The sequence below is a fragment of the Pseudomonas taetrolens genome, from assembly GCF_900475285.1.
In the GTDB taxonomy this organism is placed as follows: domain Bacteria; phylum Pseudomonadota; class Gammaproteobacteria; order Pseudomonadales; family Pseudomonadaceae; genus Aquipseudomonas; species Aquipseudomonas taetrolens.
Genome location: NZ_LS483370.1, coordinates 4675654 through 4700939, shown reverse-complemented (window position 1 = coordinate 4700939; position 25286 = coordinate 4675654). Strand labels below are relative to the sequence as shown.

General features: G+C 57.8%; 23 protein-coding genes. 16 read left to right on the top strand and 7 right to left on the bottom strand.

All coding sequences use genetic code 11. The annotated features are described in order from the left end of the window. The first annotated feature begins 3 nt into the window (after window positions 1-3). The 4 genes from DQN55_RS21620 to DQN55_RS21605 all read left to right on the top strand — a co-directional run bounded on the left by DQN55_RS21620 (window position 4) and on the right by DQN55_RS21605 (window position 3787). Complete coding sequence (locus tag DQN55_RS21620; protein ID WP_048383790.1) at window positions 4-1128, top strand: uroporphyrinogen-III C-methyltransferase; 1125 nt, start codon at window positions 4-6, stop codon at window positions 1126-1128. Next, entirely contained in the window at window positions 1125-2366 is a 1242-nt protein-coding gene (locus tag DQN55_RS21615; protein ID WP_048383791.1) for a heme biosynthesis protein HemY, read from the top strand. Before DQN55_RS21620 ends, DQN55_RS21615 begins: the two co-directional genes overlap by 4 nt. Window positions 2367-2585: 219 nt before the next feature. Then, the gene (locus DQN55_RS21610; RefSeq protein WP_048383792.1) at window positions 2586-3086 is read left to right on the top strand and encodes a disulfide bond formation protein B; all 501 of its coding nucleotides are present in this window, start codon (window positions 2586-2588) and stop codon (window positions 3084-3086) included. 218 nt (window positions 3087-3304) lie between these two features. Next, the gene (locus DQN55_RS21605) at window positions 3305-3787 is read left to right on the top strand and encodes an Rsd/AlgQ family anti-sigma factor (RefSeq protein WP_048383793.1); all 483 of its coding nucleotides are present in this window, start codon (window positions 3305-3307) and stop codon (window positions 3785-3787) included. A gap of 60 nt (window positions 3788-3847) precedes the next feature. Here DQN55_RS21605 and DQN55_RS21600 read toward each other — a convergent pair whose 3' ends face one another. Beyond that, window positions 3848-4513, bottom strand: a complete 666-nt coding sequence (locus DQN55_RS21600) for an FKBP-type peptidyl-prolyl cis-trans isomerase (RefSeq protein WP_048383794.1) — start codon at window positions 4511-4513, stop codon at window positions 3848-3850. Window positions 4514-4759: 246 nt separating this feature from the next. Between DQN55_RS21600 and DQN55_RS21590 the strand changes: the two genes are divergently transcribed. After that, window positions 4760-5728 (top strand): AlgP family protein, encoded by a 969-nt coding sequence (locus DQN55_RS21590; RefSeq protein WP_048383795.1) that lies wholly within the window; start codon window positions 4760-4762, stop codon window positions 5726-5728. Here DQN55_RS21590 and DQN55_RS21585 read toward each other — a convergent pair. Continuing rightward, window positions 5725-6189 (bottom strand): TIGR02444 family protein, encoded by a 465-nt coding sequence (locus DQN55_RS21585; protein ID WP_048383797.1) that lies wholly within the window; start codon window positions 6187-6189, stop codon window positions 5725-5727. The genes DQN55_RS21590 and DQN55_RS21585 overlap by 4 nt on opposite strands. A gap of 50 nt (window positions 6190-6239) precedes the next feature. Here DQN55_RS21585 and DQN55_RS21580 point away from each other — a divergent pair, with 50 nt between their 5' ends. From DQN55_RS21580 to DQN55_RS21560, 5 genes are all read left to right on the top strand, one after another. Then, window positions 6240-8150 carry an ATP-binding cassette domain-containing protein gene (locus DQN55_RS21580; protein ID WP_048383798.1) on the top strand — a complete coding sequence of 637 codons (1911 nt, stop codon included), beginning with the start codon at window positions 6240-6242 and terminating at the stop codon, window positions 8148-8150. Continuing rightward, window positions 8150-8707 carry a mechanosensitive ion channel family protein gene (locus tag DQN55_RS21575; protein ID WP_048383799.1) on the top strand — a complete coding sequence of 186 codons (558 nt, stop codon included), beginning with the start codon at window positions 8150-8152 and terminating at the stop codon, window positions 8705-8707. Before DQN55_RS21580 ends, DQN55_RS21575 begins: the two co-directional genes overlap by 1 nt. Before the next feature lie 109 nt (window positions 8708-8816). Beyond that, entirely contained in the window at window positions 8817-9449 is a 633-nt protein-coding gene (locus DQN55_RS21570) for a LysE family transporter (RefSeq protein WP_048383800.1), read from the top strand. Window positions 9450-9515: 66 nt separating this feature from the next. Beyond that, the gene (locus tag DQN55_RS21565; protein ID WP_048383801.1) at window positions 9516-11411 is read left to right on the top strand and encodes an FTR1 family protein; all 1896 of its coding nucleotides are present in this window, start codon (window positions 9516-9518) and stop codon (window positions 11409-11411) included. A gap of 90 nt (window positions 11412-11501) precedes the next feature. Continuing rightward, on the top strand, window positions 11502-11954 hold the full coding sequence (locus tag DQN55_RS21560) for a YaiI/YqxD family protein (RefSeq protein WP_048383802.1): 453 nt from the start codon (window positions 11502-11504) through the stop codon (window positions 11952-11954). Here DQN55_RS21560 and elbB read toward each other — a convergent pair whose 3' ends face one another. Both elbB and DQN55_RS21550 read right to left on the bottom strand, forming a co-directional pair. Further along, window positions 11955-12620: an isoprenoid biosynthesis glyoxalase ElbB gene (elbB, locus tag DQN55_RS21555; protein ID WP_048383803.1), complete on the bottom strand. Its 666-nt coding sequence runs from the start codon at window positions 12618-12620 to the stop codon at window positions 11955-11957. A gap of 200 nt (window positions 12621-12820) precedes the next feature. Continuing rightward, window positions 12821-13441 carry a DedA family protein gene (locus DQN55_RS21550; protein WP_048383805.1) on the bottom strand — a complete coding sequence of 207 codons (621 nt, stop codon included), beginning with the start codon at window positions 13439-13441 and terminating at the stop codon, window positions 12821-12823. 342 nt (window positions 13442-13783) lie between these two features. Here DQN55_RS21550 and ppk1 point away from each other — a divergent pair, with 342 nt between their 5' ends. Next, window positions 13784-16021 carry a polyphosphate kinase 1 gene (gene ppk1 / locus DQN55_RS21545; protein WP_048383806.1) on the top strand — a complete coding sequence of 746 codons (2238 nt, stop codon included), beginning with the start codon at window positions 13784-13786 and terminating at the stop codon, window positions 16019-16021. Window positions 16022-16170: 149 nt separating this feature from the next. Here ppk1 and ppx read toward each other — a convergent pair whose 3' ends face one another. Next, window positions 16171-17673: an exopolyphosphatase gene (ppx, locus tag DQN55_RS21540; RefSeq protein WP_048383807.1), complete on the bottom strand. Its 1503-nt coding sequence runs from the start codon at window positions 17671-17673 to the stop codon at window positions 16171-16173. A gap of 378 nt (window positions 17674-18051) precedes the next feature. Between ppx and trxA the strand changes: the two genes are divergently transcribed. The 4 genes from trxA (at window position 18052) to DQN55_RS21520 (ending at window position 22452) form a co-directional block, all read left to right on the top strand. Further along, window positions 18052-18381: a thioredoxin TrxA gene (gene trxA, locus DQN55_RS21535; protein ID WP_048383808.1), complete on the top strand. Its 330-nt coding sequence runs from the start codon at window positions 18052-18054 to the stop codon at window positions 18379-18381. A 233-nt stretch (window positions 18382-18614) separates the two neighbouring features. Then, on the top strand, window positions 18615-19874 hold the full coding sequence (gene rho, locus DQN55_RS21530) for a transcription termination factor Rho (protein ID WP_003438291.1): 1260 nt from the start codon (window positions 18615-18617) through the stop codon (window positions 19872-19874). A 143-nt stretch (window positions 19875-20017) separates the two neighbouring features. Beyond that, window positions 20018-21484, top strand: coding sequence for a 4-hydroxy-3-polyprenylbenzoate decarboxylase (gene ubiD / locus DQN55_RS21525; RefSeq protein WP_048383809.1), 1467 nt, complete (start codon window positions 20018-20020; stop codon window positions 21482-21484). After that, window positions 21484-22452 carry a CDP-6-deoxy-delta-3,4-glucoseen reductase gene (locus DQN55_RS21520; protein ID WP_048383810.1) on the top strand — a complete coding sequence of 323 codons (969 nt, stop codon included), beginning with the start codon at window positions 21484-21486 and terminating at the stop codon, window positions 22450-22452. The genes ubiD and DQN55_RS21520 overlap by 1 nt, the downstream gene beginning before the upstream one ends. A 5-nt stretch (window positions 22453-22457) precedes the next feature. Here the strand turns inward: DQN55_RS21520 and DQN55_RS21515 are convergent, their stop codons facing one another. Beyond that, on the bottom strand, window positions 22458-22907 hold the full coding sequence (locus tag DQN55_RS21515; RefSeq protein ID WP_082150784.1) for a sn-glycerol-3-phosphate transporter: 450 nt from the start codon (window positions 22905-22907) through the stop codon (window positions 22458-22460). 270 nt (window positions 22908-23177) lie between these two features. On the opposite strand from DQN55_RS21515, the gene DQN55_RS21510 reads away from it, so the two are divergent. Further along, window positions 23178-23825, top strand: a complete 648-nt coding sequence (locus DQN55_RS21510) for a gamma-glutamylcyclotransferase (RefSeq protein ID WP_048383812.1) — start codon at window positions 23178-23180, stop codon at window positions 23823-23825. Here the strand turns inward: DQN55_RS21510 and glpT are convergent. Beyond that, window positions 23822-25171 carry a glycerol-3-phosphate transporter gene (gene glpT, locus DQN55_RS21505; protein WP_048383813.1) on the bottom strand — a complete coding sequence of 450 codons (1350 nt, stop codon included), beginning with the start codon at window positions 25169-25171 and terminating at the stop codon, window positions 23822-23824. The two genes, DQN55_RS21510 and glpT, sit on opposite strands and share 4 nt — an antisense overlap. Window positions 25172-25286 lie beyond the last annotated feature (115 nt).

Sequence of the window (25286 nt, the reverse complement as noted above, 5' to 3'; positions counted from 1 at the left end):
TACGTGAGCGAAACAGACTTGCCAAAAGAACACGTGCAGCCCGCGCCAGAAGCGCCGGTTGAAAAGCCAGTCGCCGTGCGGGAGCGCCGGGGCACTGGTCTGGCCGCGGTGGCCTTGCTACTGGGCGCCGCCGGAGTCGCCGTTGGCGGCTGGAGCCTGTGGCAGGTACGGCACCTGCAGGCCAGCACCGAGCAACAGCTGACCGAAGTGCAGACCTTGGGCACGCAGACACTGTCCATCAAGCAGGGTGAACAAAAACTGCTGGCACGTCTTAACCAACTGCCTTCTGCTGCTGCACTGGATGATCAGCGCCAGTTGATTGTGCAGTTGCAAGGTGATCAGCAGCGACTGAACCAGCGCCTTGAAACAGTGCTCGGCGCAAGTCGCAAGGACTGGCGCCTGGCTGAGGCCGAGCATTTGTTGCGGCTGGCCAGCTTGCGCTTGTCAGCGCTGCAAGACATCAGCAGCGCGCAAGCATTGATGCAGGGCGCCGATACGATCTTGCGCGAACAGAACGATCCGGGTGCTTTTGCTGCACGTGAACAGTTGGCCAAGAGCCTGACAGCCCTGCGCAGTGTTGAGCAGCCGGACCGCACCGGGCTGTTTCTGCAATTGGCAGCCTTACGCGACCAGGTCGCGCAGCTCAATGCCCTCGCACCTGTCTATCAGGATAAGGGTGATTCTTTGCTGGGGCTGACGGCTGATGGCGATGGGGCCAGCCGATGGGAACAGTGGTGGGACGATATCTCGCACTACATTCGTATCGACTTCAATGCCGACAAGAACGTACGGCCGTTGTTGGCCGGTCAGAGCCTGACTCAAGTGCGTCTGGCGTTGAGCCTGGCCCTTGAACAGGCCCAATGGGCCGCCCTCAACGGTCAGGAGTCGGTATACACCCAGGCCTTGGCGCAAGCTCAGGACGTGCTCAAAGGCAACTTCAACCAGGACAACCCGCAAAGTAAAAAAATCCTGGAGCAAGTGGTTGAGCTCAGCAAGCAGCCGGTTACGGTGAAAACCCCAGACCTTGCCGCGACATTGAGCGCGGTGCAGGCATATCTTGAGCGTCGGCATGTCAGTGCCGATGAACAGGGGGCGGTGGCCAATCCTGCGCAGGAGACCAGCCCATGAAGCGTTTCTATGTGATTGTGTTTTTGTTGATTGCAGCCGCGGCTTGCGTCGGCCTGGCAATCGCCGAAGACGCAGGCTATGTGCTGATCGCCTACAAAAATTTCCGCTACGAATCCAGCCTGTGGGCCACCCTTGCCCTGATGGTCATCCTGGGGTTGCTGCTGTGGGGCATAAAGTTGCTGGTGGAGCTGGTCACGGCCTCTACTGGATTGGTCAACCCATGGTCGCGGCGCAATCGTAGTCGTCGGGTGCAGATTGCCATCGAGCAAGGCCAGATGGACCTCGCCGAGGGGCGCTGGGCCAGTGCGCAAAAGCATCTGGCGCGTGCCGCAGAAGCCGAACGCCAACCCTTGCTCTTCTATCTCGGGGCTGCCCGTGCCGCCAACGAGCAAGGACGTTATGACGAAAGTGACAACTTGCTTGAACGCGCTCTGGAGCGTCAGCCACAGGCCGAGCTGGCCATTGCCCTCAGCCATGCGCAACTGCAGGTGGACCGGGCTGATACAGAAGGCGCGCTGAGCACGCTGCAAGCCATGCACGAGCGTCATCCACACAACGTTCAAGTGTTGCGTCAGCTGCAACGCCTGCACCAACAGCGAGGGGACTGGGCAGCCTTGATCCGCTTGCTGCCGGAGCTGCGTAAAGACAAAGTGCTGCCTGCCAATGAACTGGCGGAGCTTGAGCGCCGGGCCTGGGGCCAAAACCTCAATCTGGCGGCCCAGCGTGAGGCCGGAGGGGACGTGGGCCTGCAATCGCTCACGCGTGCCTGGCAGCAATTGAGTTCGGCGCAGCGTCAGGAGCCGACACTGGTCCTGGCTTATGCCGAACAGCTACGCCAACTGGGAGCGCAAGCTGAGGCTGAGGAAGTCTTGCGTGGCGCCCTCAAGCGTCAATACGACAGCCATCTTGTGCGGCTTTATGGGTTACTGCGCGGCAGTGATCCGGTCAAGCAGCTGCAGACCGCTGAAGGATGGCTCAAGGCCCATCCAGGTGACGCCAGTTTGCTTTTGACCCTTGGACGCTTGTGCCTGCAAAACAGCTTGTGGGGCAAGGCCCGGGACTATTTTGAAAGCAGCCTGAAGGTTGAGCGCAACCCTGAAACCTGTGCAGAGCTGGCGCGATTGCTGGCTCAGTTGGGGGACACGGCGCGCAGCAATCAGTTGTTCCAGGAAGGCTTGAACTTGCTGGATGAGCGATTGCTGGCCTTGCCTTTGCCTGCAACGGGTACGAGCCTTTAAGAAGGGCGTCCGGTAGGTGTCAGCGCGCACCGGACGCTTCAGGGTAAGTTGGCGACATGGCACGTAAGCGAGTAAGTCTTACACGATTTGCTCGCTTGGCTTTCAAATGTTGTTGGTAATTCCCTACATCCTTCAGGAAGGATCCGCTGGGGACCACCTTGAAAGCGCCAATGGCTTTCATCTACCGTAACCAACTGTCTCTTTTGTTACGGAAAAGCCATGTTTTTGGCCTACTCACGTTTCATTTTTTTCTTGGCTTTTTTTGTCGCCGCCCTCGTGATGGGGGCTTCGTTGTACCTGGAGTTTGGTGTCGGACTGGAACCGTGCTGGTTATGTTTTGTGCAGCGCGGTTTCTTGCTGGTGTTCGGTGTCGTCAACTTGATGGGGTATGTTCACAAGCCTGGCCGTACGGGGGTTTTGATGTATTCCGTGGTGTCGACATTGCTGGCACTGGGAGGCACCGCGAGCGCCTTGCGACAGGTTGTCATACAGAGCGCGCCACCTGAGCGTCTGATGTTCTGCCAGCCTGACCTTGCCTGCATGTGGCGGATCCTGTCGCCGGGCGACATGTTCTCGGTGATCTATCGCGGCAGTGAAGCGTGTGCACGTATTCGCTGGACCCTGTTTGATCTGAGTATTGCCGAGTTGAGTCTGCTGGCCTTTGTGGGGCTGTTTGTGCTGAGCAGTTGTCAGATACTTCGTGCGATTTTTTACCGATAATTACCCGGTTCCTGCGACGCGAGGTAGCAGTCAGCATTAAACGCTTGTATGAACTTTCTCTCGTGCGTACCTTGAAGGTGTTGTCGTGCGAGCATAATCTGGCCCGCACGCATTATTGGAAATATGCCGCCCATTGTTGGTGCGCTTGCGCACATTTGGGTTCAGACAGGCCCGGCTGACGCTGGGTGGCATGGGCCCACAAGGGAAGAGAGATCATCATGCTCGAGAGTTGCAGTAATGCCCAGGAACGTTTCAATGGCGTCCACAAGCTGATTGATAACTGGCTGCATGATCGCGGCGAACTTGTGAAAGCCTATGAGGCGGTGAAGGTCGAGCAGAAGACCTCAAATCCCAAGCGCAAGACACAGCGGGAGTTTTGCCAGATTCTGGTGGACTACGTCTCTGCGGGGCACTTCGAAATCTACGAACAACTTAACGACGAAGCCAAAGCGTTCGAGGATGATCGAGGTCTGGAGCTGGCCAACACTATCTACCCCCGAATTGATGCCATCACCGAAGCCGCCCTGGCCTTCAACGATCAGTGCGATGGCAAGGATCATCGGCCTGACTGTGAAAAGCTCGCGGCGAAATTTCAGGCACTGGGTGCCTTGCTTCATGAACGCTTCGAGCTGGAAGACTGCCTGATTGAAGTGCTGCACAACGCGCACCAGCAGAAAGAAGCGCAAGTCGTCCAAGCCTGACCTGAGTCCTGGATCGATCATTAACGGTGCGCATGGCGCACCGTTTTTGTAGGTGACAGTTCACTTTTTGATGTCGAGCAACTCGATGTCAAACACCAGGGGTGTGTGGGGTGCAATCAAACGTCCTGCACCGTCTGCACCGTAGGCCTGCCCGGAAGGTATCACCAAACGCCATTTAGCCCCGATCGGCATCTGTACCAACGCAGTGCGCCAGCCTGCGATAACGCTGTCCAGGCGAAACCATTGAGGCTCAACGCTTTGATCGAATGGAGTGCCGTCGGGCAAGCGTCCTGCATAATTCACATAGACCGAATCATGGAGGCCAGGCTTTGCGCCGTGGCCAGGCCTGAACTCGGTCAGGATGATGCCGTCAGCCAACTCGCGTGCCCGAGGCTGTTGCTTTTCCTTGAGCAGGAAGTCGCGTTCGGCAGCGAGTGCCCGCTCACTCGACGGTAAGGGTTGAGTCGCATCAGATTGGGCCTGGTGTTGAAGCAAAATCTGTTCGATACGCTCATTGCTGAGTGCTAACGGTTTATCTTGATAGGCTGCCCGCAGCCCCTCGATCAAGGCTTGAATCTGCAGTCCGGGGACTTCTTCACGCAAGCGCTCACCCAGGCTGACCCCGAGGCTGTAAGCGAGATCGTGGGCATTATCGGTGTCGGTTGCCCAGGCTTTAGGGAGGAGAGGTACCAGGCACAATAACGTCAATAAGAGGTAGCGCGGCATGGGCATTCTCCAGCCTGAAATGCAGGCGATTATGCCAGTGCAGGCGCGGATTTCCGTGGTTTATTTGGCGGCCAATAAACGTTGAACCATTTGCAGGAATTAGTCGGATCGCAGCTTAAAGGTTGATCCGGAACAAGTTTTTTAACGACATGCAACCCATGACGGTCGTTAGTGTCAACATGCTCTAGCGGCGGTAGTTGCAGAGGTCTAGTATGAGCCGCACTCACTTCAGCCAGGAGGTAAACCATGTCGGCCAATAAGAAGCCCGTAAATACGCCGTTGCACTTGCTCCAACAGCTCTCAGGCAGCTTGCTTGAGCATTTGGAAAACGCTTGCTCCCAAGCGTTGGCTGATGCTGAGAAACTGCTCGCCAAGCTTGAAAAGCAGCGCGGTAAAGCTCAGGAAAAACTGCATAAGGCGCGTGCCAAGTTGCAGGATGCGGCGAATGCCGGCAAGTCCAAGGCGCAGTCAAAAGCCAAGGCTGCAGTCAAAGAGCTTGAGCAACTGCTTGATGCACTCAAAGAGCGTCAAACCGAAACCCGCGATTACATTCTGCAACTCAAGCGCGATGCGCAAGAGAGCCTGAAGCTTGCCCAGGGTATTGGTCGAGTTAAAGAGGCCGTGGGCAAAGCGTTGACGGTCCGCAATGCCAAGCCTGCAGCAGGCACCAAGAAGCCCGCTGTCAAAGCGAGCGTTAAAGCTGCGGTCAAGGCTCCTGTAAAAGCCGCTGCCAAACCGCCCGTAAAAGTAGCAACCAAGCCTGCGGCCAAGGCGCCAGCCCAAAAGCCGGCAGCCCGCACGGCTAAACCGGCTGCCAAGCCTGTAGCTACTAAAACTGCAGCCACCAAGCCCGCTGCCAAAGCAGCAGCTGCCAAACCGGTTGCTGCAAAAGCACCGGTGAAAGCACCTGTGAAAGCACCTGTGAAAGCGCCGGCTAAAGTAGCTGCCAAGCCTGCTGCCAAAACGGTAGCCGCCAAACCAGCCACAGCGACAAAGCCAGCGATCAAACCGGTTGCTAAACCTGCCGTTAAAGCCCCCACCAAGCCTGCTGCAAAGCCAGCCGCTAAAAAGCCTGTAGCTGCCAAGCCTGCTGCTGCGACACCTGCCAAGTCAGCTGCAACGCCGGTCGCTGCAACACCGGCTGCGACCTCTGCGTCGACGGCAACGCCAGTGCCGGCTACGACCCAGGCCACCCTCCCGCCCAGCGCTTCTTAAGCTGGGTTGATTGCGGCGCGCAGCTTCTGCAGCGCGTCGCGATCAGGCAGGGCAACAACGCTTGCCATTCTTTGCAGCCAGTCGCAATCCGTATCGGAATGGGCGGATGGCCAGCCGTGTGTCACTGACTCAAGGCGTCGCAGCACTTCACGTTCCGCATCTAACTCCAAAGCCTTGATCTGCGTCCTTAGCATGGCCAGCACCTCATCGTGCAGGGCAGCTTCGCGCCATTGCGTGCGCAACTGCCGTAGCGGCTGCACCACCTCGCGTTGCCAGGGTTCAGCACACGCTTTCAATTGCGCCAGACGGGCCTCGTCACAGGGCACACACCGGTATTCCAGCCAGGCGGCACTCAGCAACAGGCACACGTCCAGCCCCTGGGCCTGGAGGCTCAAACACGCCTGTTCCACCCCAGGTCGGGCGTAGAGGTTTAAACAGTAGTTCCACAGGTCAATCTGCATAGTGCAATTCGCGCCAGTTAAGAGGGAAGCTGGTAGACTCCGCGGCCATTATGATCCGACTTCAGAACCTGACTTTACAGCGTGGCCCGCAACGTCTGCTAGAAGACGCCGAGCTGACCCTGCACGCCGGCCACAAAGCCGGTCTGGTCGGCGCCAATGGCGCCGGTAAATCCACTTTGTTCGCCTTGTTGCTGGGTGAGTTGACGCCTGATTCCGGGGATTGTCTGCTGCCGGCCGACTGGCGGATTGCCCACATGCGGCAAGAAATCGACACGCTCGACCGCATCGCGATCGACTACGTGCTCGATGGCGACCAGCGCTTGCGCCAGGTGCAGGCCGATCTGGCCAAGGCCGAAGCCGACGAAGATGGCGCCGCCCAGGCCCGCCTGCACTCCGAGCTGGACAGTGCCGATGGCTACACGGCAGATGCCCGCGCACGCAAAATGCTTGCCGGCCTGGGGTTCACCAACGAGCAAATGGACCGCCCGGTTGCCGACTTTTCCGGCGGCTGGCGGATGCGCCTGAACCTGGCGCAAGCCTTGATGTGCCCGTCGGATCTGTTGCTGCTCGATGAGCCGACCAACCACTTGGACCTCGATGCCATCCTGTGGCTGGAAGACTTCCTGAAAAACTATCCAGGCACCTTGCTGCTGATCTCCCACGACCGGGATTTCCTGGATGCCGTGGTCGACAATATCGCCCACGTCGATCAGCGCAAAATCACGCTCTATCGCGGTGGCTACAGCGCCTTTGAGCGTGCCCGTGCCGAACGTCTGGCCCAGCAGCAACAGGCCTACGAGAAGCAGCAGGCGCAACGTGCGCACATGGAAAGCTACATTGCCCGCTTCAAGGCTCAAGCTACCAAGGCGCGCCAGGCGCAAAGCCGGATCAAAGCCCTTGAGCGCATGGAAGAACTGAGCGCGGCCCACGTCGACTCGCCGTTCGATTTCGTATTCCGTGAGGCGGTCAAGCTTTCCAGCCCACTGCTTGATTTGTCCGATGCGCGTTTGGGCTATGGCGACAAGACCATCCTGGAGAAGGTCAAGCTGCAGCTGGTTCCGGGCGCGCGTATTGGTTTGCTCGGGCCGAATGGCGCGGGCAAGTCGACCCTGATCAAAAACCTCGCGGGCGAGCTGGAGCCGATCTCGGGCCGTCTGGCCCGTGGCGAAAACCTGGTGGTGGGTTACTTTGCCCAGCATCAGCTCGACTCGCTGGACTCCAAGGCCAGCCCGCTGTTGCACATGCAGCGTCTGGCGCCGACCGAGCGTGAGCAAACCCTGCGCGACTTCCTCGGTGGCTTCGACTTCCGTGGCGCACGCATCGACGAGCCGGTATTGAACTTCTCGGGTGGCGAAAAAGCCCGCCTGGCGCTGGCTTTGATTGCATGGGGCCGGCCGAATCTGCTGTTGCTCGACGAACCGACCAACCACCTTGATCTCGAAATGCGCCTGGCGTTGACCATGGCCTTGCAAGAGTTCAGTGGCGCGGTACTCGTGGTGTCTCACGATCGGCATTTGCTCAAAAGCACCACCGATGAGTTTTTGCTGGTAGCCGATGGCAAGGTGCAGGAGTTTGACGGCGACCTTGAAGACTACGCGCGCTGGCTGGCGGATTACCGTTTGCGCAATGCGCCGGTCAGCAACACTCCGGTCAACCCGGACAAAACCGATAAGAAGGCTCAGCGCCAGGCCGCAGCGGCCTTGCGCCAACAATTGGCGCCGCACAAGCGTGAAGCCGACAAGCTCGAAAGCGAGTTGGGCAAAGTCAACGAGAAGCTGGCTCAGATCGAAACCAGTCTTGGGGACAGCGCCGTGTATGAAGCGGCCAACAAAGACAAGTTGCGAGAACTGTTGGCCGAACAGGCCCGGCTGAAGGTGCTGGAAGGCGAGCTCGAAGAACGATGGATGGAGGCTCTGGAGCTATTGGAGAGCCTGCAGGCAGAGCTTGAGGCGCTTTCCTGATGGAGGCCCTCAACCTGCCAGTTCCTGCCGAGTTGGTCGCGCCGCTATGGATTGGCATCCAGATCTTGCTGATTCTGTTGGCGGGCTATTTCTCGCAACGCTTAGTGGCTCGCTTCCTGACACGCCTGAGTGAGCGTTATCCGTTCCCGCCGCAGTTGCTGATGCCGCTGCGCGGTGGTCTGCGCTGGTTCATCATGGGCAGCGCGGTGATTTTCGTGCTCGAGCGCCTGGGTGTCTCTGCCACTGTGTTGTGGACGGCACTGTCGGGCTTTGTCGCAGTCGCAGCGATTGCCTTCTTCGCCATGTGGAGCGTGCTTTCCAATCTGTTGTGCGCGGTGTTGATCTTCACCGTGGGGCCGTTTCGCATCGGTGATGTGGTGGAGTTGGTCGATACCCTCGACAAGCCGGGCATGAAAGGCCGGGTCGTGGCCATTAACCTGCTGTACACCACCTTGATCGAAGCCGCCGAAGCGGGATCGGGCAGCAGCATGGTTCAGGTGCCCAACAGTTTGTTCTTCCAGCGCTCGGTTCGCCGTTGGCGCGAAGGCGACTTTTAACGCCTCATTTCTTTCGCAGCCTGCGGTAGCGGCTACAAAAAGTAGTGGTCAATTTTTAGCCAGCGCATTAGCTTATTGGACTTGTTACAGCTTTTGTCCGGGGTGAGCGATGTCGTTGGAAACGTGGTTGGCCTTTTTTGCGGCTTCCTGGGTGATCAGCCTGTCTCCAGGCGCCGGCGCAATTGCCTCAATGTCGTGCGGCCTGCAATACGGTTTCTTGCGTGGCTATTGGAACGCGTTGGGGCTGCAGTTGGGACTGGCGCTGCAAATCGCGATCGTCGCCGCGGGCGTGGGCGCAATTCTCGCGGCATCATCCACCGCCTTCTATGCGATCAAATGGTTTGGTGTGGCCTACCTCATTTACCTGGCCGTCAAACAATGGCGTGCCCTGCCGGCCGATCTTAGCGATGACGCCGCCGTGCGTCCCATTGGCAAGCCGATGGCGCTGGTGTTCCGCGGCTTCCTGGTCAATGTGAGCAACCCCAAGGCGCTGGTCTTTATGCTGGCGGTATTGCCGCAGTTTGTTGATCCGCACGCACCGCTGGTTGCGCAATACCTGATTCTGGGAGCGACCATGATCAGCGTGGACTTGATTGTCATGGCCGGTTACACCGGGCTTGCCTCCAAAGTCCTGCGTCTGCTGCGCACGCCTAGACAGCAACGGCGAATGAACCGCACATTTGCAGGGTTATTTGTCGGGGCTGCGGGATTTCTGGCGACATTGCATCGGACTACCACTTAAAAATCTTGAGTGAAAGAGATGGGAAGTGAACAATGTGTTACTTCTCATTTCCATCCGGATGTATCGATGACCGCCCGCTCGCGTTTTTTGGCATGGCTGATGTTGCCCGTACTCGCCTTATGCAGCCTTGCTGTATCTGCCAACTCCCCGGAAGGTGCCTCACAGGCGCTTCACTTAATTGACTACATCGGCGCGGACTATCCGCCCACCGTTGATGGTGGCAAGGTTGTTGATGAAACCGAATACCGCGAGCAGCTGGAGTTTCTGGCTGTCCTCAAGGGGTTGATCGCGGACTTGCCGGAGCGCCCTGAGCGTGCCGAGCTGGCACAGGGCGTCACTGCTTTGCACAAAGCGATTGAACAGCACCAGGACGGTGCAGATGTGGCCCGTTCAGCACGTCAGCTGGGCGCCAGGCTGGCGGTGGCCTATGAGGTCAGTCAGGCTCCGGCCATTACCCCCGACCCTGTACGCGGTGAGCCGCTGTACGCCCAGCACTGTTCGGTGTGCCACGGGGCAACAGGTGTAGGTGACGGGCCTGCGAGTGTCGGCATGAGCCCTCCACCGGCCAACCTGCGTGATACGCAGCGTCTGGACCGCCTGAGCCTCTATGCCATCTTCAACACCTTGGGCCTGGGTGTCGAAGGCACCGACATGCCTTCGTTTGCCGACCAGTTGGACGAGCGTCAGCGCTGGGATCTGGCCACTTATATCGCTGGGCTGAGTGTTGATCCGGCTGCCACCAAAGCCGACAAAACCTACAACCTTGCAGACCTTGCGCGTCAAACCCCCAACGAGATACTGACCGCAGAAGGTCCGGAAGCGACGGCGACTTTCCGTGCTCAACGGGCCCGGCCGCCGCAGGTTCAGCGCGGTCCTGGGCAATTGCTCGACTACACCAGCGAGACCCTCGACAAAAGCCTGGCGGCTTATCGGGCGGGCGATCACGAGCAGGCGTATGACTTGTCCGTTGCGGCCTATCTGGAAGGGTTCGAACTGGTTGAAAGCTCGCTGGACAACGTTGACGCCAATGTCCGCAAGAACAGCGAAAAAGCCTTGATGGCTTATCGACAGTCGTTGCAAGACGGCTTGCCGATCGAGCAGGTCGAGCAGCGCCTGGATGCGGCAAAAGCCTTGCTGAAAGAGGCGGCCGGCCTGTTGGGCAGCGATGGCCTGAGCTGGTCGCTGAGCTATATCTCGGGTTTGCTGATTTTGCTGCGTGAAGGCCTGGAAGCCATTCTGGTTTTGGCCGCAATTCTTGCCTTCTTGCGTAATACCGGCCAGCAATCGGCGGTACGCAGCGTCAACATCGGCTGGGCCCTGGCCTTGGTCGCAGGTCTTGCGACCTGGGCGCTGGCGGCCTATGTGATTGACGTCAGCGGTGCCCAGCGCGAATTGCTCGAAGGTTTCACCGCCTTGTTTGCCAGCGTCATGGTCCTGTGGCTGGGCGTGTGGATGCATGACCGGCGTCATGCAGCTGCCTGGCAGGACTACATCAAAAGCAGTCTGGTCAGCGGAGGCGGGCGCTTTGGCTTCGCCATCCTGGCGTTCTTCTCGGTGTACCGCGAGCTGTTCGAAGTGATCCTGTTTTACGAGACCCTCTGGCTGCAAGCGGGCCCGGCCGGTCATAACGCTGTCCTGGCGGGCGGCGCGACGGCACTGGTGTTGCTGATGGGGCTGGCCTGGATCATCCTGCGCGGCTCGGCCAAGTTGCCGTTGGCCCTGTTCTTCGGGATCAATGCCGCGCTGCTCTGCGCGTTGTCGGTGGTCTTCGCCGGACATGGTGTGAAAGCGCTGCAGGAAGCGGGTATCTTCGGCACCCGACCTGTGGCGTTCTTTGACTTCGACTGGCTGGGCATCCACGCTGATGCCTATTCGTTGTTCGCCCAGGCCGTGGCCATCCTGGCCATTGTGGTGCTCTACAGCCGCAGCAAGCGCGCTGAAAAGCGCCGGTTACAGGCCTAGCCTTATAACGGTTACCGCCCGCGGGTTGCGATCACAGCGGGCGGTAATCGCGACGAATGATCATTCCCCATCATTATTTGGAGCTTATCCATGCGTGTCTGGATCGACGCAGACGCCTGTCCCAAGGCGGCGAAGGATCAAGTCATCAAGTTCGCGCTCAAGCGTCAGTTTGAGGTGCTGCTGGTGGCGGGGCAGAGTCAGATCAAGCCGGCGTACGCGCTGGTCAAGTTGATTGTGGTGCCCAGCGGCCCGGATGCCGCCGATGACTACTTGGTGGAACACGCGGTGCCCGGTGAGTTGGTGATATGCAGCGATGTGCCATTGGCCGATCGGCTGGTAAAGAAGGGCGTGGCGGCGCTGGACCCACGGGGCAAGGAATTTGATCCGCAGAATATGGGCGAGCGGCTGGCGGTGCGTAACCTGTTCACTGACCTGCGTGAGCAAGGTCAGATGAGCGGCGGGCAGGGCGCATATGGCGAACGTGAAAAGCAGGCGTTCGCCAATGCGCTGGACCGGATATTGACCCGGCTGGCACGAGGCTGATCAATCTTCGTGGGTCAGTTCCAGCACGCGATCGACCATTTTATTGATGCCTGAAGCCGCTTCACTGATGGATTTGGCAAGCATATAGGCCGGAGTGCTGACCAGTTTCCGGGCTTTGTCTTCGACAATGTCGCTGACTTCACACTCCTGGTGGGTGGCGCCCATTTTGCTCACCGCGGCGGCTGTCTCAGGGTCTTTACCGATGGTGCAGGTCACGCCGGGGCCATAGATTTTGGCGGCGATGGCTGGCGTGATGCACATCAGGCCAACAGGCTTGCCAGCTTCGGCAAATGCTTCGGCCACCGCCAGTACATCGGCCTGAACGCTGCAAGCGCTCCCTTCTGAGGCAAAGCTGGAGAGGTTCTTGGCCGAGCCGAACCCGCCAGGCACGATCAAGGCGTCAAAATCTTCCGCCCTGGCTTCGCGAATATCCTTGATTTCGCCGCGCGCGATACGCGCCGACTCCACCAGCACATTACGCGACTCGGGCATTTCTTCGCCGGTCAGGTGATTGATCACATGCAGCTGCGCAACATTGGGGGCAAAGCATTGCACGATGGCACCGCGCTGATCGAGGCGCAGCAGGGTGATAACGCTTTCGTGGATCTCGGCGCCATCGTAGACACCGCAGCCAGACAGAATCACGGCAACTTTTTTGTGGGTCATATTAGGTCTCCTTGTTCATGGCGCTAATGTCGCCTGATTTGGCGCGTGATGCCATAGCCATTTGACTGCGCACGCAGGGCGATTGACGCTCTCTACATGGATCGCAATTTGGCTCTGGCGTTCAGTTTAGTGCGGGATCAGAGGCGAAGGCATGGCGCTGCACGGGCAGCGCCTGGAGGGTGTGCGAACGCAGACCCCGATTACTCAGTTGGCGGGTTTTCAGCCTCGGCTGCGGGCTTGTTTTTTTCGTCGAGTGCAGTCTGTTTGGCCACGCGCGCATTTTTGAAGCGGCGGCGGGCCCACAGGCACAAACCCAGCAGCAACAAGGCGCCCAGCACCCACAACTCATACTTCTTCACGCTGCCCAGCATGCCTTCGAGCACGGCGCCAAAGTGGTAGGCGGCAGTTGCCAGGGCAATCGCCCAAATGGCTGCGCCAATACCGTTCAGCAACAGATAGCGGCCCGGCGGGTAGCCCGAGAGGCCGATGGCTACAGGCATGACGGTGCGCAGGCCGTAAACAAAGCGGAAGCTCAAGACCCAGATGTCCGGGTGCTTGCGGATATGTTCCAGAGCCTTGTCGCCCATGAGTTGCCAGCGCGGTTTGCGCGCCAACAGTTTGCGGCCGTGCTTGCGCCCCAGAAAGTACCAAAGCTGATCGCCGGCATAGCTGCCGAGGAACGCCACGATCATGACCAGTTTGAGGTCCATGTATCCGCGAAACGCCAAGAAGCCTGCGAGAACCAGAATGGTCTCACCTTCAAAGAACGTCCCTAGAAACAGGGCGAAGTAACCGAATTCTTGAAGAAATTGTTGGAGCATTGTCTGGATGCTGGCGAAATGAACGCGCAGCCTACGCCTTAAGGCACTTTCATGAAAGTATCGAAATGTGTCTTGTCGTTAACATTTCCTACAATGGTTGTGCTTTTGCCTGACGTTTTCAGGATGTGTCATCTAGTGTTCATCGACATCAGTTATAAATAGCGCGCGCGTATCTGCAGGGCGTCAGAACAATTTTCACAAATTACCCTCTAATGGGCTTCAGCCCGCATAAAGCGTTGTTGAGCGGTTTAATCCCACTGGCGTTGGTGGCATTCTGGCAGCTTGACTGCCCGTGTCGCTTAACGGTTACGAGAGTCAGACTCGCTCTTACAGGAACATTCAATGAATACCGAAGGACATACAGAACTCGTTGCCACTGAAGCTCAACCGATTGTTGAGTCAGTCACCGAAACCCCGCCAGTCCCGGAGACACACGCGCCTGCCGTGGCTGAAGCCCATGTGGCGGCGCATCCGGTGATAACCATTCCTGGCCTGGATGACAGCAGCCTGTATATCCATCGTGAGCTGTCACAATTGCAGTTCAATATTCGCGTGCTGGAACAGGCGCTGGATGAGTCCTATCCGTTGCTGGAGCGGTTGAAGTTCCTGCTGATCTTCTCGAGTAATCTGGATGAGTTTTTCGAGATTCGTGTCGCGGGCCTGAAGAAACAAATTACCTTTGCCCGCGAACAGGCTGGCGCTGACGGTTTGCAACCACATCAGGCGTTGGCCCGGATCAGCGAGCTGGTTCACGGCCATGTAGATCGCCAGTACGCGATCCTCAATGACATCCTGTTGCCCGAACTTGAGAAGCATCAGGTGCGCTTTATCCGGCGCCGACACTGGAACACCAAGATCAAAGCGTGGGTACGCCGCTTCTTCCGCGATGAGATTGCGCCGATCATCACCCCGATCGGCCTCGACCCGACGCACCCGTTCCCGTTGCTGGTGAACAAGAGCCTGAACTTTATCGTAGAGCTGGAAGGTATCGATGCCTTCGGCCGAGACTCGGGTCTGGCGATTATCCCGGCCCCGCGCTTGCTGCCGCGGGTGATCAAGTTGCCTGAAGATGTCGGCGGTACAGGGGACAACTATGTGTTCCTGTCATCGATGATTCACGCGCACGCCGATGACCTGTTCCAGGGCATGAAAGTGAAGGGGTGCTACCAGTTCCGCCTGACCCGAAACGCGGACCTGGCAGTTGATACCGAAGATGTCGAAGACCTGGCCCGCGCCTTGCGTGGCGAGTTGTTCTCGCGTCGTTATGGCGATGCCGTGCGCCTGGAAGTGGCCGACACTTGCCCGAAACACCTTTCCGACTACCTGCTCAAACAGTTCAGCCTGCACGAGACTGAGTTGTATCAGGTCAATGGGCCTGTGAACCTCACGCGTCTGTTCAGCATCACCAGCCTGGACAGCCACCCCGAGTTGCAATACACCCCGTTTACTCCGGCGATCCCCAAGCTGTTGCAGAACAGTGAGAATATTTTCAGCGTGGTCAGCAAGCAGGACATCTTGCTGCTGCACCCGTTTGAATCGTTTACCCCGGTGGTGGATTTGCTGCGACAGGCAGCCAAGGATCCTCATGTATTGGCCGTGCGCCAAACGCTGTACCGCAGTGGCGCGAACTCGGAGATCGTGGATGCGCTGGTCGACGCCGCGCGCAACGGCAAGGAGGTCACAGCGGTGGTTGAGCTGCGCGCGCGGTTTGACGAAGAGTCCAACCTGCAACTGGCCAGCCGTCTGCAAGCGGCCGGCGCCGTGGTTATCTATGGTGTGGTGGGTTTCAAGACCCACGCCAAGATGATGCTTATCCTGCGCCGCGAGGCCGGCGAAATTGTGCGTTACGCTCACTTGGGTACCGGTAACTATCACGCCGGCAACGCCAAGCTTTATACCGACTACAGCTTGCTGACCTCGGATGATGCATTGTGTGAGGACGTAGGCAAACTGTTCAGCCAGTTGATCGGCATGGGCAAAACGTTGCGCATGAAAAAGCTGCTGCATGCGCCGTTTACCCTGAAGAAAGGCATGCTCGACATGATTGCCCGCGAAACCCAGTTCGCGTCTGAGGGCAAGCCGGCGCACATCATCGCCAAGTTCAACTCCCTGACCGACCCGAAGATTATTCGCGCCCTGTACAAGGCCAGCCAGTCCGGAGTCCGTATCGACCTGGTGGTACGTGGGATGTGCTGTTTGCGTCCGGGCATTCCCGGGGTTTCGCACAATATTCATGTGCGCTCGATCATTGGCCGCTTTCTGGAGCACACGCGGGTCTTCTACTTCCTCAATGGCGGCGAAGAGCAGATGTTCCTGTCGAGCGCGGACTGGATGGAGCGCAACCTCGATAAGCGCGTCGAGACGTGCTTCCCGGTCGAAGGCAAAAAGCTGATTCTGCGCGTCAAGAAAGAGCTGGAGTGCTACCTCACCGACAACACCCATAGCTGGACACTGCAGTCTGACGGGCGATATGTGCGCAACACGCCAACCGGTAACCAAAACCCGCGCAGCGCCCAGGCCACGTTACTTGACCGTTTGAGCCTGCCGGTGTTGACGGTGAGCACCGGGCCGTCTGTTTGACTCAACCCGGTAGGTACTCTGCTGCCAGTCAAACATCGCAGCCTTCGTGCCTCGGCAGCGGCTACAGACCGTAGCAGCTGCCGAGCTCAGGGCTATGTCCGGCTGCGCAAGTGCGGTAAAGCCCCTGGGCAGCGGCAACAACAAGCGTCTTAAGACACCGTCAGCACAATCCCGACGCGAGTCAGCCACTGTGCTTCTTGTTCGAAGTCGGCCTGTGTCAGCGGGTTTTTCTCCAGCCAGCCCTCGGGGAAGATCACGTCGAGGTGATCACCCTCTGCACGCAGCTTCACTTGCGAAGCTTCCTGGTTACCGCGGATGTGGTAGAACAGGATCGCAAAGCGCAGCAGCACGCACAGGCGAATCAGCTTGGTGCCGTCCTTGCCGAACTCGGCAAACTTGTCTTTGGGAATGTTACGGCGATGCCCGCGCACCAGCAGCGCAAGCATTTGCTGGTCTTCGCGTGAAAACCCGGCCAGGTCTGAGTGTTCGATCAGGTAGGCGCCGTGCTTGTGGTAGTGATAGTGGGCAATGTCCAGCCCGACCTCATGCACCTTGGCGGCCCAGCCCAGCAACTCACGCCAGATCCCGTCCTTGAGCTCCCACGACTTGGCGACCTGATCAAAGGCCAGCAGGGCTTTGCGTTCAACCCGGGCGGCTTGCTCGAGGTCCACGTGGTAGCGGTCCATCAGCGAGCCCAAGGTGCGCTCACGCACGTCTTCGTGATGATGGCGACCCAGCAGGTCGTACAGCACGCCTTCGCGCAGCGCACCGTCGCAATGGTCCATGCGCTTGAGCTCAAGGGCGTCGAAAATGGCTTCCAGAATTGCCAGGCCAGCCGGGAAAATGGCCCGGCGATCGGGTTTGATACCCTCAAAGTCGATTTTCTCGACTTCACCCATCTTGAACAGTTTGCGCTTGAGCCATGCCAGACCTTCGGCATTGACCTCGCCATTCCCATGACCGCCGGCCTTGAGTGCCAGACCAATGGCGCGGATGGTGCCGGACGAACCGATGGCCTCGTCCCAGCTCAAGCGGTGCAGGGCGTGTTCAATGCTCATGATTTCGAGGCGTGCAGCGGTATAGGCCTGAGCATAACGGGCCGGGGTGATTTTTCCGTCACGGAAATACCGCTGGGTAAAGCTGACGCAGCCCATTTGCAGGCTTTCGCGCAGCAGCGGCTCAAAACGCTGGCCGATGATGAATTCGGTACTGCCGCCACCGATGTCGGCAACCAGGCGCTTGCCCGGGGTGTCGGCAAGGGTGTGCGAGACGCCCAGATAGATGAGGCGCGCCTCTTCACGACCGGAGATGACTTCAACGGTGTGTCCCAGGATATCTTCAGCGCGCTCGATGAATTCATTGCGGTTGCGTGCTTCACGCAAGGCGTTGGTCCCAACGATACGAACAGCGCCCAATGGCATACCGTTGATCAGTTGAGCGAAACGTTTCAGGCAATCGAGCCCGCGCTGCATGGATTCTTCATTGAGCTGGCGTTCTTCGTCGATGCCGGCAGCTAACTGCACTTTATCGCCAAGCCTTTCGAGAATACGGATTTCACCGTTCTGGGCCTTGGCCACCACCATATGAAAGCTGTTAGAACCCAGATCAATGGCGGCGATCAGGGACGGATTCTTGGCTTGGGATTGGGGCATGGTTGAGGGGTCTCGGTCGATAACTTCGCCATCGTGCCACGATCAAACGCTCGCGCCAACGCGTGATATCAGATGCATTGATATGGAGCATGCAAGCCATGACATTAGCTTCTTTATGACAAAGCGCCGTTTTTGTGGATATGAACTTACCCATAACGGCATCGATACGCAGCGCGTTTGGGCTTGTCAGCTACATTGCGTACAACCAATTCCTATATTAAGAACATCGCAGATCATGCATCCCGGGCTCGTCAGGGACGGCATCGATATCCGCGCTCATAAATCATCATAGTGAGAGTCAATCAACCCTCACCTTCCTGAACGCGAGGATGACAGCTATGATGTGCTACGTTTTTGCTTACAACTACGGAGACTTCCATGAGCAGCGATCTAATTAAACACGTCACCGACGCTAGCTTTGAGGCCGAGGTTCTCAAGGCTGAAGGCGCTGTATTGGTCGATTACTGGGCTGAATGGTGTGGCCCATGCAAAATGATCGCGCCAGTTCTGGACGAGATCGCCGAGACTTACAAAGGCAAGCTGACTGTTGCCAAGCTGAACATTGACGAAAACCAGGAAACCCCGGCCAAGCATGGCGTACGCGGTATTCCTACGTTGATGTTGTTCAAAAACGGCAACGTCGAAGCCACCAAGGTCGGTGCGCTGTCGAAGTCGCAGTTGGCTGCATTCCTTGACGCCAACATTTAAGCGTCAATAAAGGCCCCGCAAAATGCGGGGCTTTTTCATGGCTCAAGGACTAGACGCTGTGAAACTCAAGTGTTACATTCGGCCCCGCACTGGTTTCTCCATTGCCCCCTGCAAGCCGTCGCCGACGCACTCCTTATCGAATTAGTACGCGATCCTGTCGCCTTCTCTGCGGCGCGGCCTCATTAAGCCAAAAGCTTAATTTCCCCCTCCATAAATGATTACGTCATTCCTATATGAACCTGACTGAACTCAAGCAAAAGCCGATTACCGAACTGCTCGAATTGGCCGAACAGATGGGCATAGAAAATATGGCCCGTTCGCGCAAGCAGGACGTGATTTTCTCCCTGCTGAAAAAGCACGCGAAAAGCGGCGAGGAAATCTCCGGTGATGGCGTGCTGGAGATCCTCCAGGACGGCTTCGGCTTCCTCCGTTCTGCTGACGCCTCTTATCTGGCCGGCCCGGACGATATTTACGTCTCGCCTAGCCAGATTCGTCGCTTCAACTTGCGCACTGGCGACACCATCGTCGGCAAAATCCGTCCGCCAAAAGAAGGCGAGCGGTACTTCGCACTGCTGAAAGTCGACACGATCAACTACGATCGTCCCGAGAACGCGAAAAACAAGATTCTCTTCGAGAACCTGACCCCGTTGTTCCCGACCGTACGCATGAAGATGGAAATCGGTAACGGTTCCACTGAAGATCTGACCGGTCGCGTTATCGACCTGTGCGCTCCGATCGGTAAAGGTCAGCGTGGTCTGATCGTTGCTCCGCCAAAAGCGGGCAAGACCATCATGCTGCAAAACATTGCGTCGAACATTTCGCGTAACAACCCCGAAGTGCACTTGATCGTTCTGTTGATCGATGAGCGTCCGGAAGAAGTAACCGAAATGCAGCGCACCGTGCGCGGCGAAGTGGTTGCTTCCACCTTCGACGAGCCGCCAACCCGCCACGTGCAGGTTGCCGAAATGGTGATCGAGAAGGCCAAGCGCCTGGTCGAACACAAAAAAGACGTGGTGATCCTGCTCGACTCCATCACGCGTCTGGCTCGTGCCTACAACACCGTGATCCCGAGCTCCGGCAAGGTATTGACCGGTGGTGTTGATGCTCACGCCCTTGAGAAACCAAAGCGTTTCTTCGGTGCTGCGCGCAACATCGAAGAAGGTGGTTCGCTGACCATCATCGCGACCGCGCTGGTTGAAACCGGCTCGAAGATGGATGAAGTGATCTACGAAGAGTTCAAGGGCACCGGTAACATGGAGCTGCCTCTGGACCGCAAAATCGCTGAAAAGCGCGTCTTCCCTGCGATCAACATCAACCGCTCCGGCACACGCCGTGAAGAGTTGCTGACCGCTGATGACGAATTGCAACGCATGTGGATTCTGCGCAAGCTGTTGCACCCAATGGACGAAGTCGCAGCGATCGAGTTCTTGATCGACAAGCTGAAACAGACCAAGACCAACGATGAGTTCTTCCTGTCGATGAAACGCAAGTAAATCGCCGGAAGCCAAGCAAGAGCCGGGGAAACCCGGCTTTTTGCTGTCTGACCTTTCTTGAAGCGGGCAGCTCTCTCTTCTGAATAGCCGGCTTGGGCGCTAAACTCAGCCTCCCAACGCCACGGCCAACATGAGGCTCAAGCATGCAATATCGCGACTTACGCGACTTTATCAGCGGCCTGGAACAGCGCGGTGAACTCAAGCGCATCCAGGTTCCGGTGTCTCCCAAGCTGGAAATGACCGAGATCTGCGACCGCACATTGCGCGCCAAAGGCCCGGCTTTGCTGTTCGAGAACCCGGTGGGTTACGACATTCCTGTATTGGGTAACCTGTTCGGTACACCTGAACGTGTTGCCTTGGGCATGGGGGCCGAAGCGGTCAGCGAGCTGCGGGAAATTGGCAAGTTGCTGGCGTTCCTCAAAGAGCCAGAGCCGCCTAAAGGTCTTAAAGATGCATGGTCCAAGCTCCCCATCTTCCGCAAGATCATTGCCATGGCCCCGAAAGTTGTCAAAGACGCGGTGTGTCAGGAAGTGGTCATTGAGGGGGATGACGTCGATCTTGGCCTGTTGCCGGTACAGCACTGCTGGCCGGGCGACGTAGCGCCCCTGATAACCTGGGGCCTGACTGTGACCAAGGGTCCGAACAAGGAGCGTCAGAACCTTGGGATTTATCGCCAGCAGGTGATCGGCCGCAATAAAGTCATCATGCGCTGGTTGAGCCATCGCGGCGGCGCGCTGGATTATCGCGACTGGTGCGAAAAGCATCCCGGTCAGCCATTCCCGGTTTCTGTGGCGCTGGGTGCAGACCCTGCGACGATTCTGGGTGCGGTCACTCCGGTGCCGGACAGCTTGTCCGAGTACGCATTTGCCGGCCTGCTGCGCGGTAATCGCACGGAGCTGGTGAAGTGTCGCGGCAATGATCTGCAGGTACCGGCTACCGCTGAAATCATCCTTGAGGGTGTGATCCATCCCGGTGAGATGGCACCTGAGGGTCCTTACGGCGATCACACCGGTTACTACAACGAAGTCGACAGCTTTCCGGTGTTTACCGTTGAGCGCATCACCCATCGGGTCAAGCCGATCTATCACAGCACCTACACGGGCCGTCCACCGGATGAGCCGGCGATTTTGGGTGTGGCGCTCAACGAAGTCTTTGTGCCGATCCTGCAAAAGCAGTTCCCGGAAATCACTGACTTCTATCTGCCACCTGAAGGCTGCTCGTACCGCATGGCCATCGTGACCATGAAGAAGCAGTACCCGGGGCACGCCAAGCGCGTAATGTTGGGTGTTTGGTCGTTTTTGCGCCAGTTCATGTACACCAAATTCGTTATCGTGACCGACGACGACATCAACGCCCGCGACTGGAATGACGTGATCTGGGCCATCACCACGCGCATGGACCCCAAGCGCGACACGGTGATGATCGACAACACGCCCATCGACTATCTGGATTTTGCTTCGCCGGTTTCCGGTCTTGGCTCGAAGATGGGCCTCGATGCAACCAACAAATGGCCGGGTGAAACCACCCGCGAATGGGGTCGGGTCATCGTCAAGGATGAGGCTGTTACTCGCCGGATTGATGACATTTGGAATCAATTAGGAATAGATTGATGCGTGTAACCTTGCAGCCATCAGGTGCGGTGCTGGAAACCTTGCCTGGTGAGCGGATACTGGATGCAGCGCAGCGCTTGGGCTATGAATGCCCGCAAAGCTGTCGCAATGGTAATTGTCACGTGTGCGCGGCCTTGCTGGTTGAAGGTCAGGTGGAGCAGGCAGGTGAAGTGCGCGATCAGGGCGAGGTCTATACCTGTCTGGCAGCGCCGCTTGAAGACTGTGTGGTGCTATGGGATGGCGTGCTTGCGTTGGGAGAGTTACCGGTGCGTAGCCTGGCATGTCAATTGATCGAATGTGTCGATATGGGTGGCGATGTGTGGCGGGTGCGCTTGCGGGCTCCCGCAGGCAAGCCGCCGCGTTATCACGCCGGGCAATACCTGATGCTGGAGCGTGAGAACGGTGAGAAATCAGCGTTTTCCCTGGCCAGTGCTCCGCACTCCGGGCGTGATCTTGAGTTGCATGTGCTGGTGCGTGAAGACAGCGCCCGCAGCCTGATCGAGCAACTGCAGCGCAACAGAATGGTCCGCGTAGAGCTGCCATTTGGCGACACGCATTTGTCGGAGCTGCCGGACGGCCCGCTGGTCTTGATCGCGGCGGGTACCGGTATGGCGCAAATGCACAGCCTGATCGAGCATTGTCGCAAAGAAGGCTTCCGGCATCCGGTTCATCTGTACTGGGGTGTCCGTCGTCCTGAAGACTTCTACACCCTGGAAGAGTGGGACGCGTGGCAACAGATCCCCAACTTGTTCCTGCACAAGGTGGTGAGCGATCTGTGTGGTTGGGAAGGGCGTTGCGGGCTATTGCATGAAGCTGTGTGTGAAGACATAAGCGACCTCAAGGCTGTGCATGTTTATGCCAGCGGCTCACCGGCCATGATCTACGGCACGCTGGATGCACTGGTCAGTGCCGGGATGGACGCGCATCAAATGCGCGCTGACGTGTTTGCCTACGCACCCCGGGGCTGATCCGTCTAGAAGCGCAAACCGGTTGTAATCATGGCTGCATTGGCGCCGAGCAGCACCAGCTCGGCGGCCACCGGGCCGTAATGGGCGCCCACGGACGGGATGATGACGGGCGCGACGCCGAAACGGTTGAGCGGGATCTTGTCCTGATATTCACCGTGATAGCCCTCCAGCAAGCCACCGGTCAGCTTCAAATAGACCGGGTAGGTGTCACTCTCAAAGCGTTTACCGGCGTAGGCGTAATACGAGCGTTGCCTGAATGAATTGCGAAAAGTTGCGCCCCCCACAAGCCAGCCTGAGCCGTCGTGGTATTCAAGGCCAATCAAATCCTGATTGTTGTTGTGCTCCGGGTCGGGCGAAAAGTGCTTGGTATAGACGCTGGTTTGCACATACCAGAAGTCTTTGTCGCGGGTGGGCGTGTCGCTTTGCGCCAGTGCCACACTGGCGTAAGCCAGCATTAACAGGCCGCAGATCCCTGTTTTTTTCATCAAAAGCCTTTGTCGACAGACAGGTACGCGAGAGGGCGGCCACTATAAAGTGATCTTTAATTCACAACCTGAACATAGCCTTTACAGAGTTGGCCGCTCATGGGCAATTCAGTCCGGGTTCTGGAGTTGCCAGGTCATCCGTCCTGCGACGCGGGCGAATTCATTTTTAGTGCTATAAGATCAGCAACGCCCTTTCTGTTTATATCCATGTATTGCCTGCAGGACCCTTCACCTCCCGTTATGACTGCCATTGAATCTGCCTGTTTAAACTCACCCTATCCCCCGCGACTCGATCTTGGGGCGCCATTGACGCCCGAACAGCTTCAGCACTCCTTGCAAGACACACTGGCGCGCCATAAAGGCGGACCGATCTGGCTTTTCGCCTATGGTTCTCTGATTTGGCGTCCTGAGTGTCCGGCAGTCGAGCGTGTCCGGGGCCGCGTGCATGGCTACCATCGAGGGTTGTATTTGTGGTCCCACGAGCATCGCGGCACGCCGCAATGGCCCGGCCTGGTATTTGGTCTGGACCGTGGCGGTTCGTGCAGTGGCTTTGCCTACCGCCTGCCTGAAGAAAACCTCGACACTGCGCTTGAGGCTTTATGGCGACGTGAAATGCCGGTGCCATCCTATCGACCGCACTGGCTAAGCTGCCGGCTCGAAGATGGGAGTCGGGTACAGGCATTGGGATTTGTGCTGGAGCGACATTTGCCCAGCTACGCGGGCAACCTGTCAGACGGCATACTGAGCCAGGTATTGGCCAATGCCAGCGGACGCTATGGCACCACTCGCGATTATGTCGAGCAGACCATGAGCGCCCTGCGTAGCCACGCCATGCCAGATCGAAACCTGGAGGCGCGGCTCAAGCGCTGTCGTTCAGTCGAGCCTTAAGCTTCGACTGCACGCCCTTCACTGGCTACATTTTTGTGGCGCAGTGTCGGGATCATAAAGGCTATTGCTAACAGGCATGCACTGATCAGCAACACAAAACCGCCATCCCAACCGAAGTGGTCAACCAGGTAGCCCATTGCCGCACTGGCCGCCACCGAACCGCCGAGGTAGCCAAACAGCCCGGTGAACCCTGCGGCCGTACCGGCTGCTTTCTTCGGTGCCAACTCCAGCGCCTGCAAACCGATCAGCATTACGGGTCCGTAAATCAGGAAGCCGATGGAGAACAGCGCGATCATGTCTACCGTCGGATTGCCCGGTGGGTTAAGCCAGTAAACCAGTGTGGCGACGGTCACCAATGACATGAAGACGATGCCGGTCAGGCCGCGATTGCCCCGGAAGATTTTGTCCGACATCCAGCCGCACAGCAGCGTGCCCGGAATACCTGCCCACTCGTAAAAGAAGTACGCCCACGAGGTTGTATCTACGGTGAAGTGCTTGGCTTCCTTGAGATAAGTAGGTGCCCAGTCCAGAACGCCGTAGCGCAGCAGGTAAACGAACACGTTGGCCAGGGCGATGTACCACAGCATTTTGTTGCGCAGCACGTATTTGACGAAGATCTCTTTGGCGCTGAATTCGTCTTCATGGCTGGAATCGTAACCGGCCGGGTAATCATTCTTGTACTGCTCAATCGGCGGCAAACCGACCGACTGCGGAGTGTCGCGCATGGTGATAAAGGCAAACAACGCGACTAGCAGGGCAACGGTGGCCGGAACGTAAAACGCCGCGTGCCAATCGTTGAACCAGGCCATGCCCAGCAAAAACAGTGGGCCGATCAAACCGCCGCCCACGTTGTGCGCCACGTTCCACACGGACACTACGCCGCCGCGTTCTTTCTGCGACCACCAGTGAACCATGGTCCTGCCGCTTGGCGGCCAGCCCATGCCCTGTGCCCAGCCGTTAATAAACAGCAAGATGAACATCATGGTCACGCTGGATGTTGCCCAAGGTGCAAATCCAAAAATGAACATGACCCCGGCTGAAATCAGCAAGCCGAAGGGCAGGAAAAAGCGCGGGTTAGAGCGGTCAGAGACCAGTCCCATGAGGAATTTTGATAGCCCGTAAGCGATGGCAATCGCGGACATGGCGAGACCCAGCTGCCCGCGGGTATAACCCTCGTCAATCAGGTAGGGCATGGCCAGCGAAAAGTTCTTGCGCAGCAGGTAATAGCCCGCGTAGCCAAAGAAAATACCAGCGAAAATCTGCCAGCGCAGGCGTCGGTACGTACTGTCTATTTTTTCTTCGGGCAGAGGTGCCCGGTGTGCGGCAGGTCGGAAAAAAGCAAACATTCAAGAGCTCCAAATTTCTTGTTATATCAGCGAGCTCGAACATTACATTTTCGTTACTGAAAATGACAGGCGTTACCTCCATCTGATGGGGGAAAAATCAGTTCGTGAATTTTCA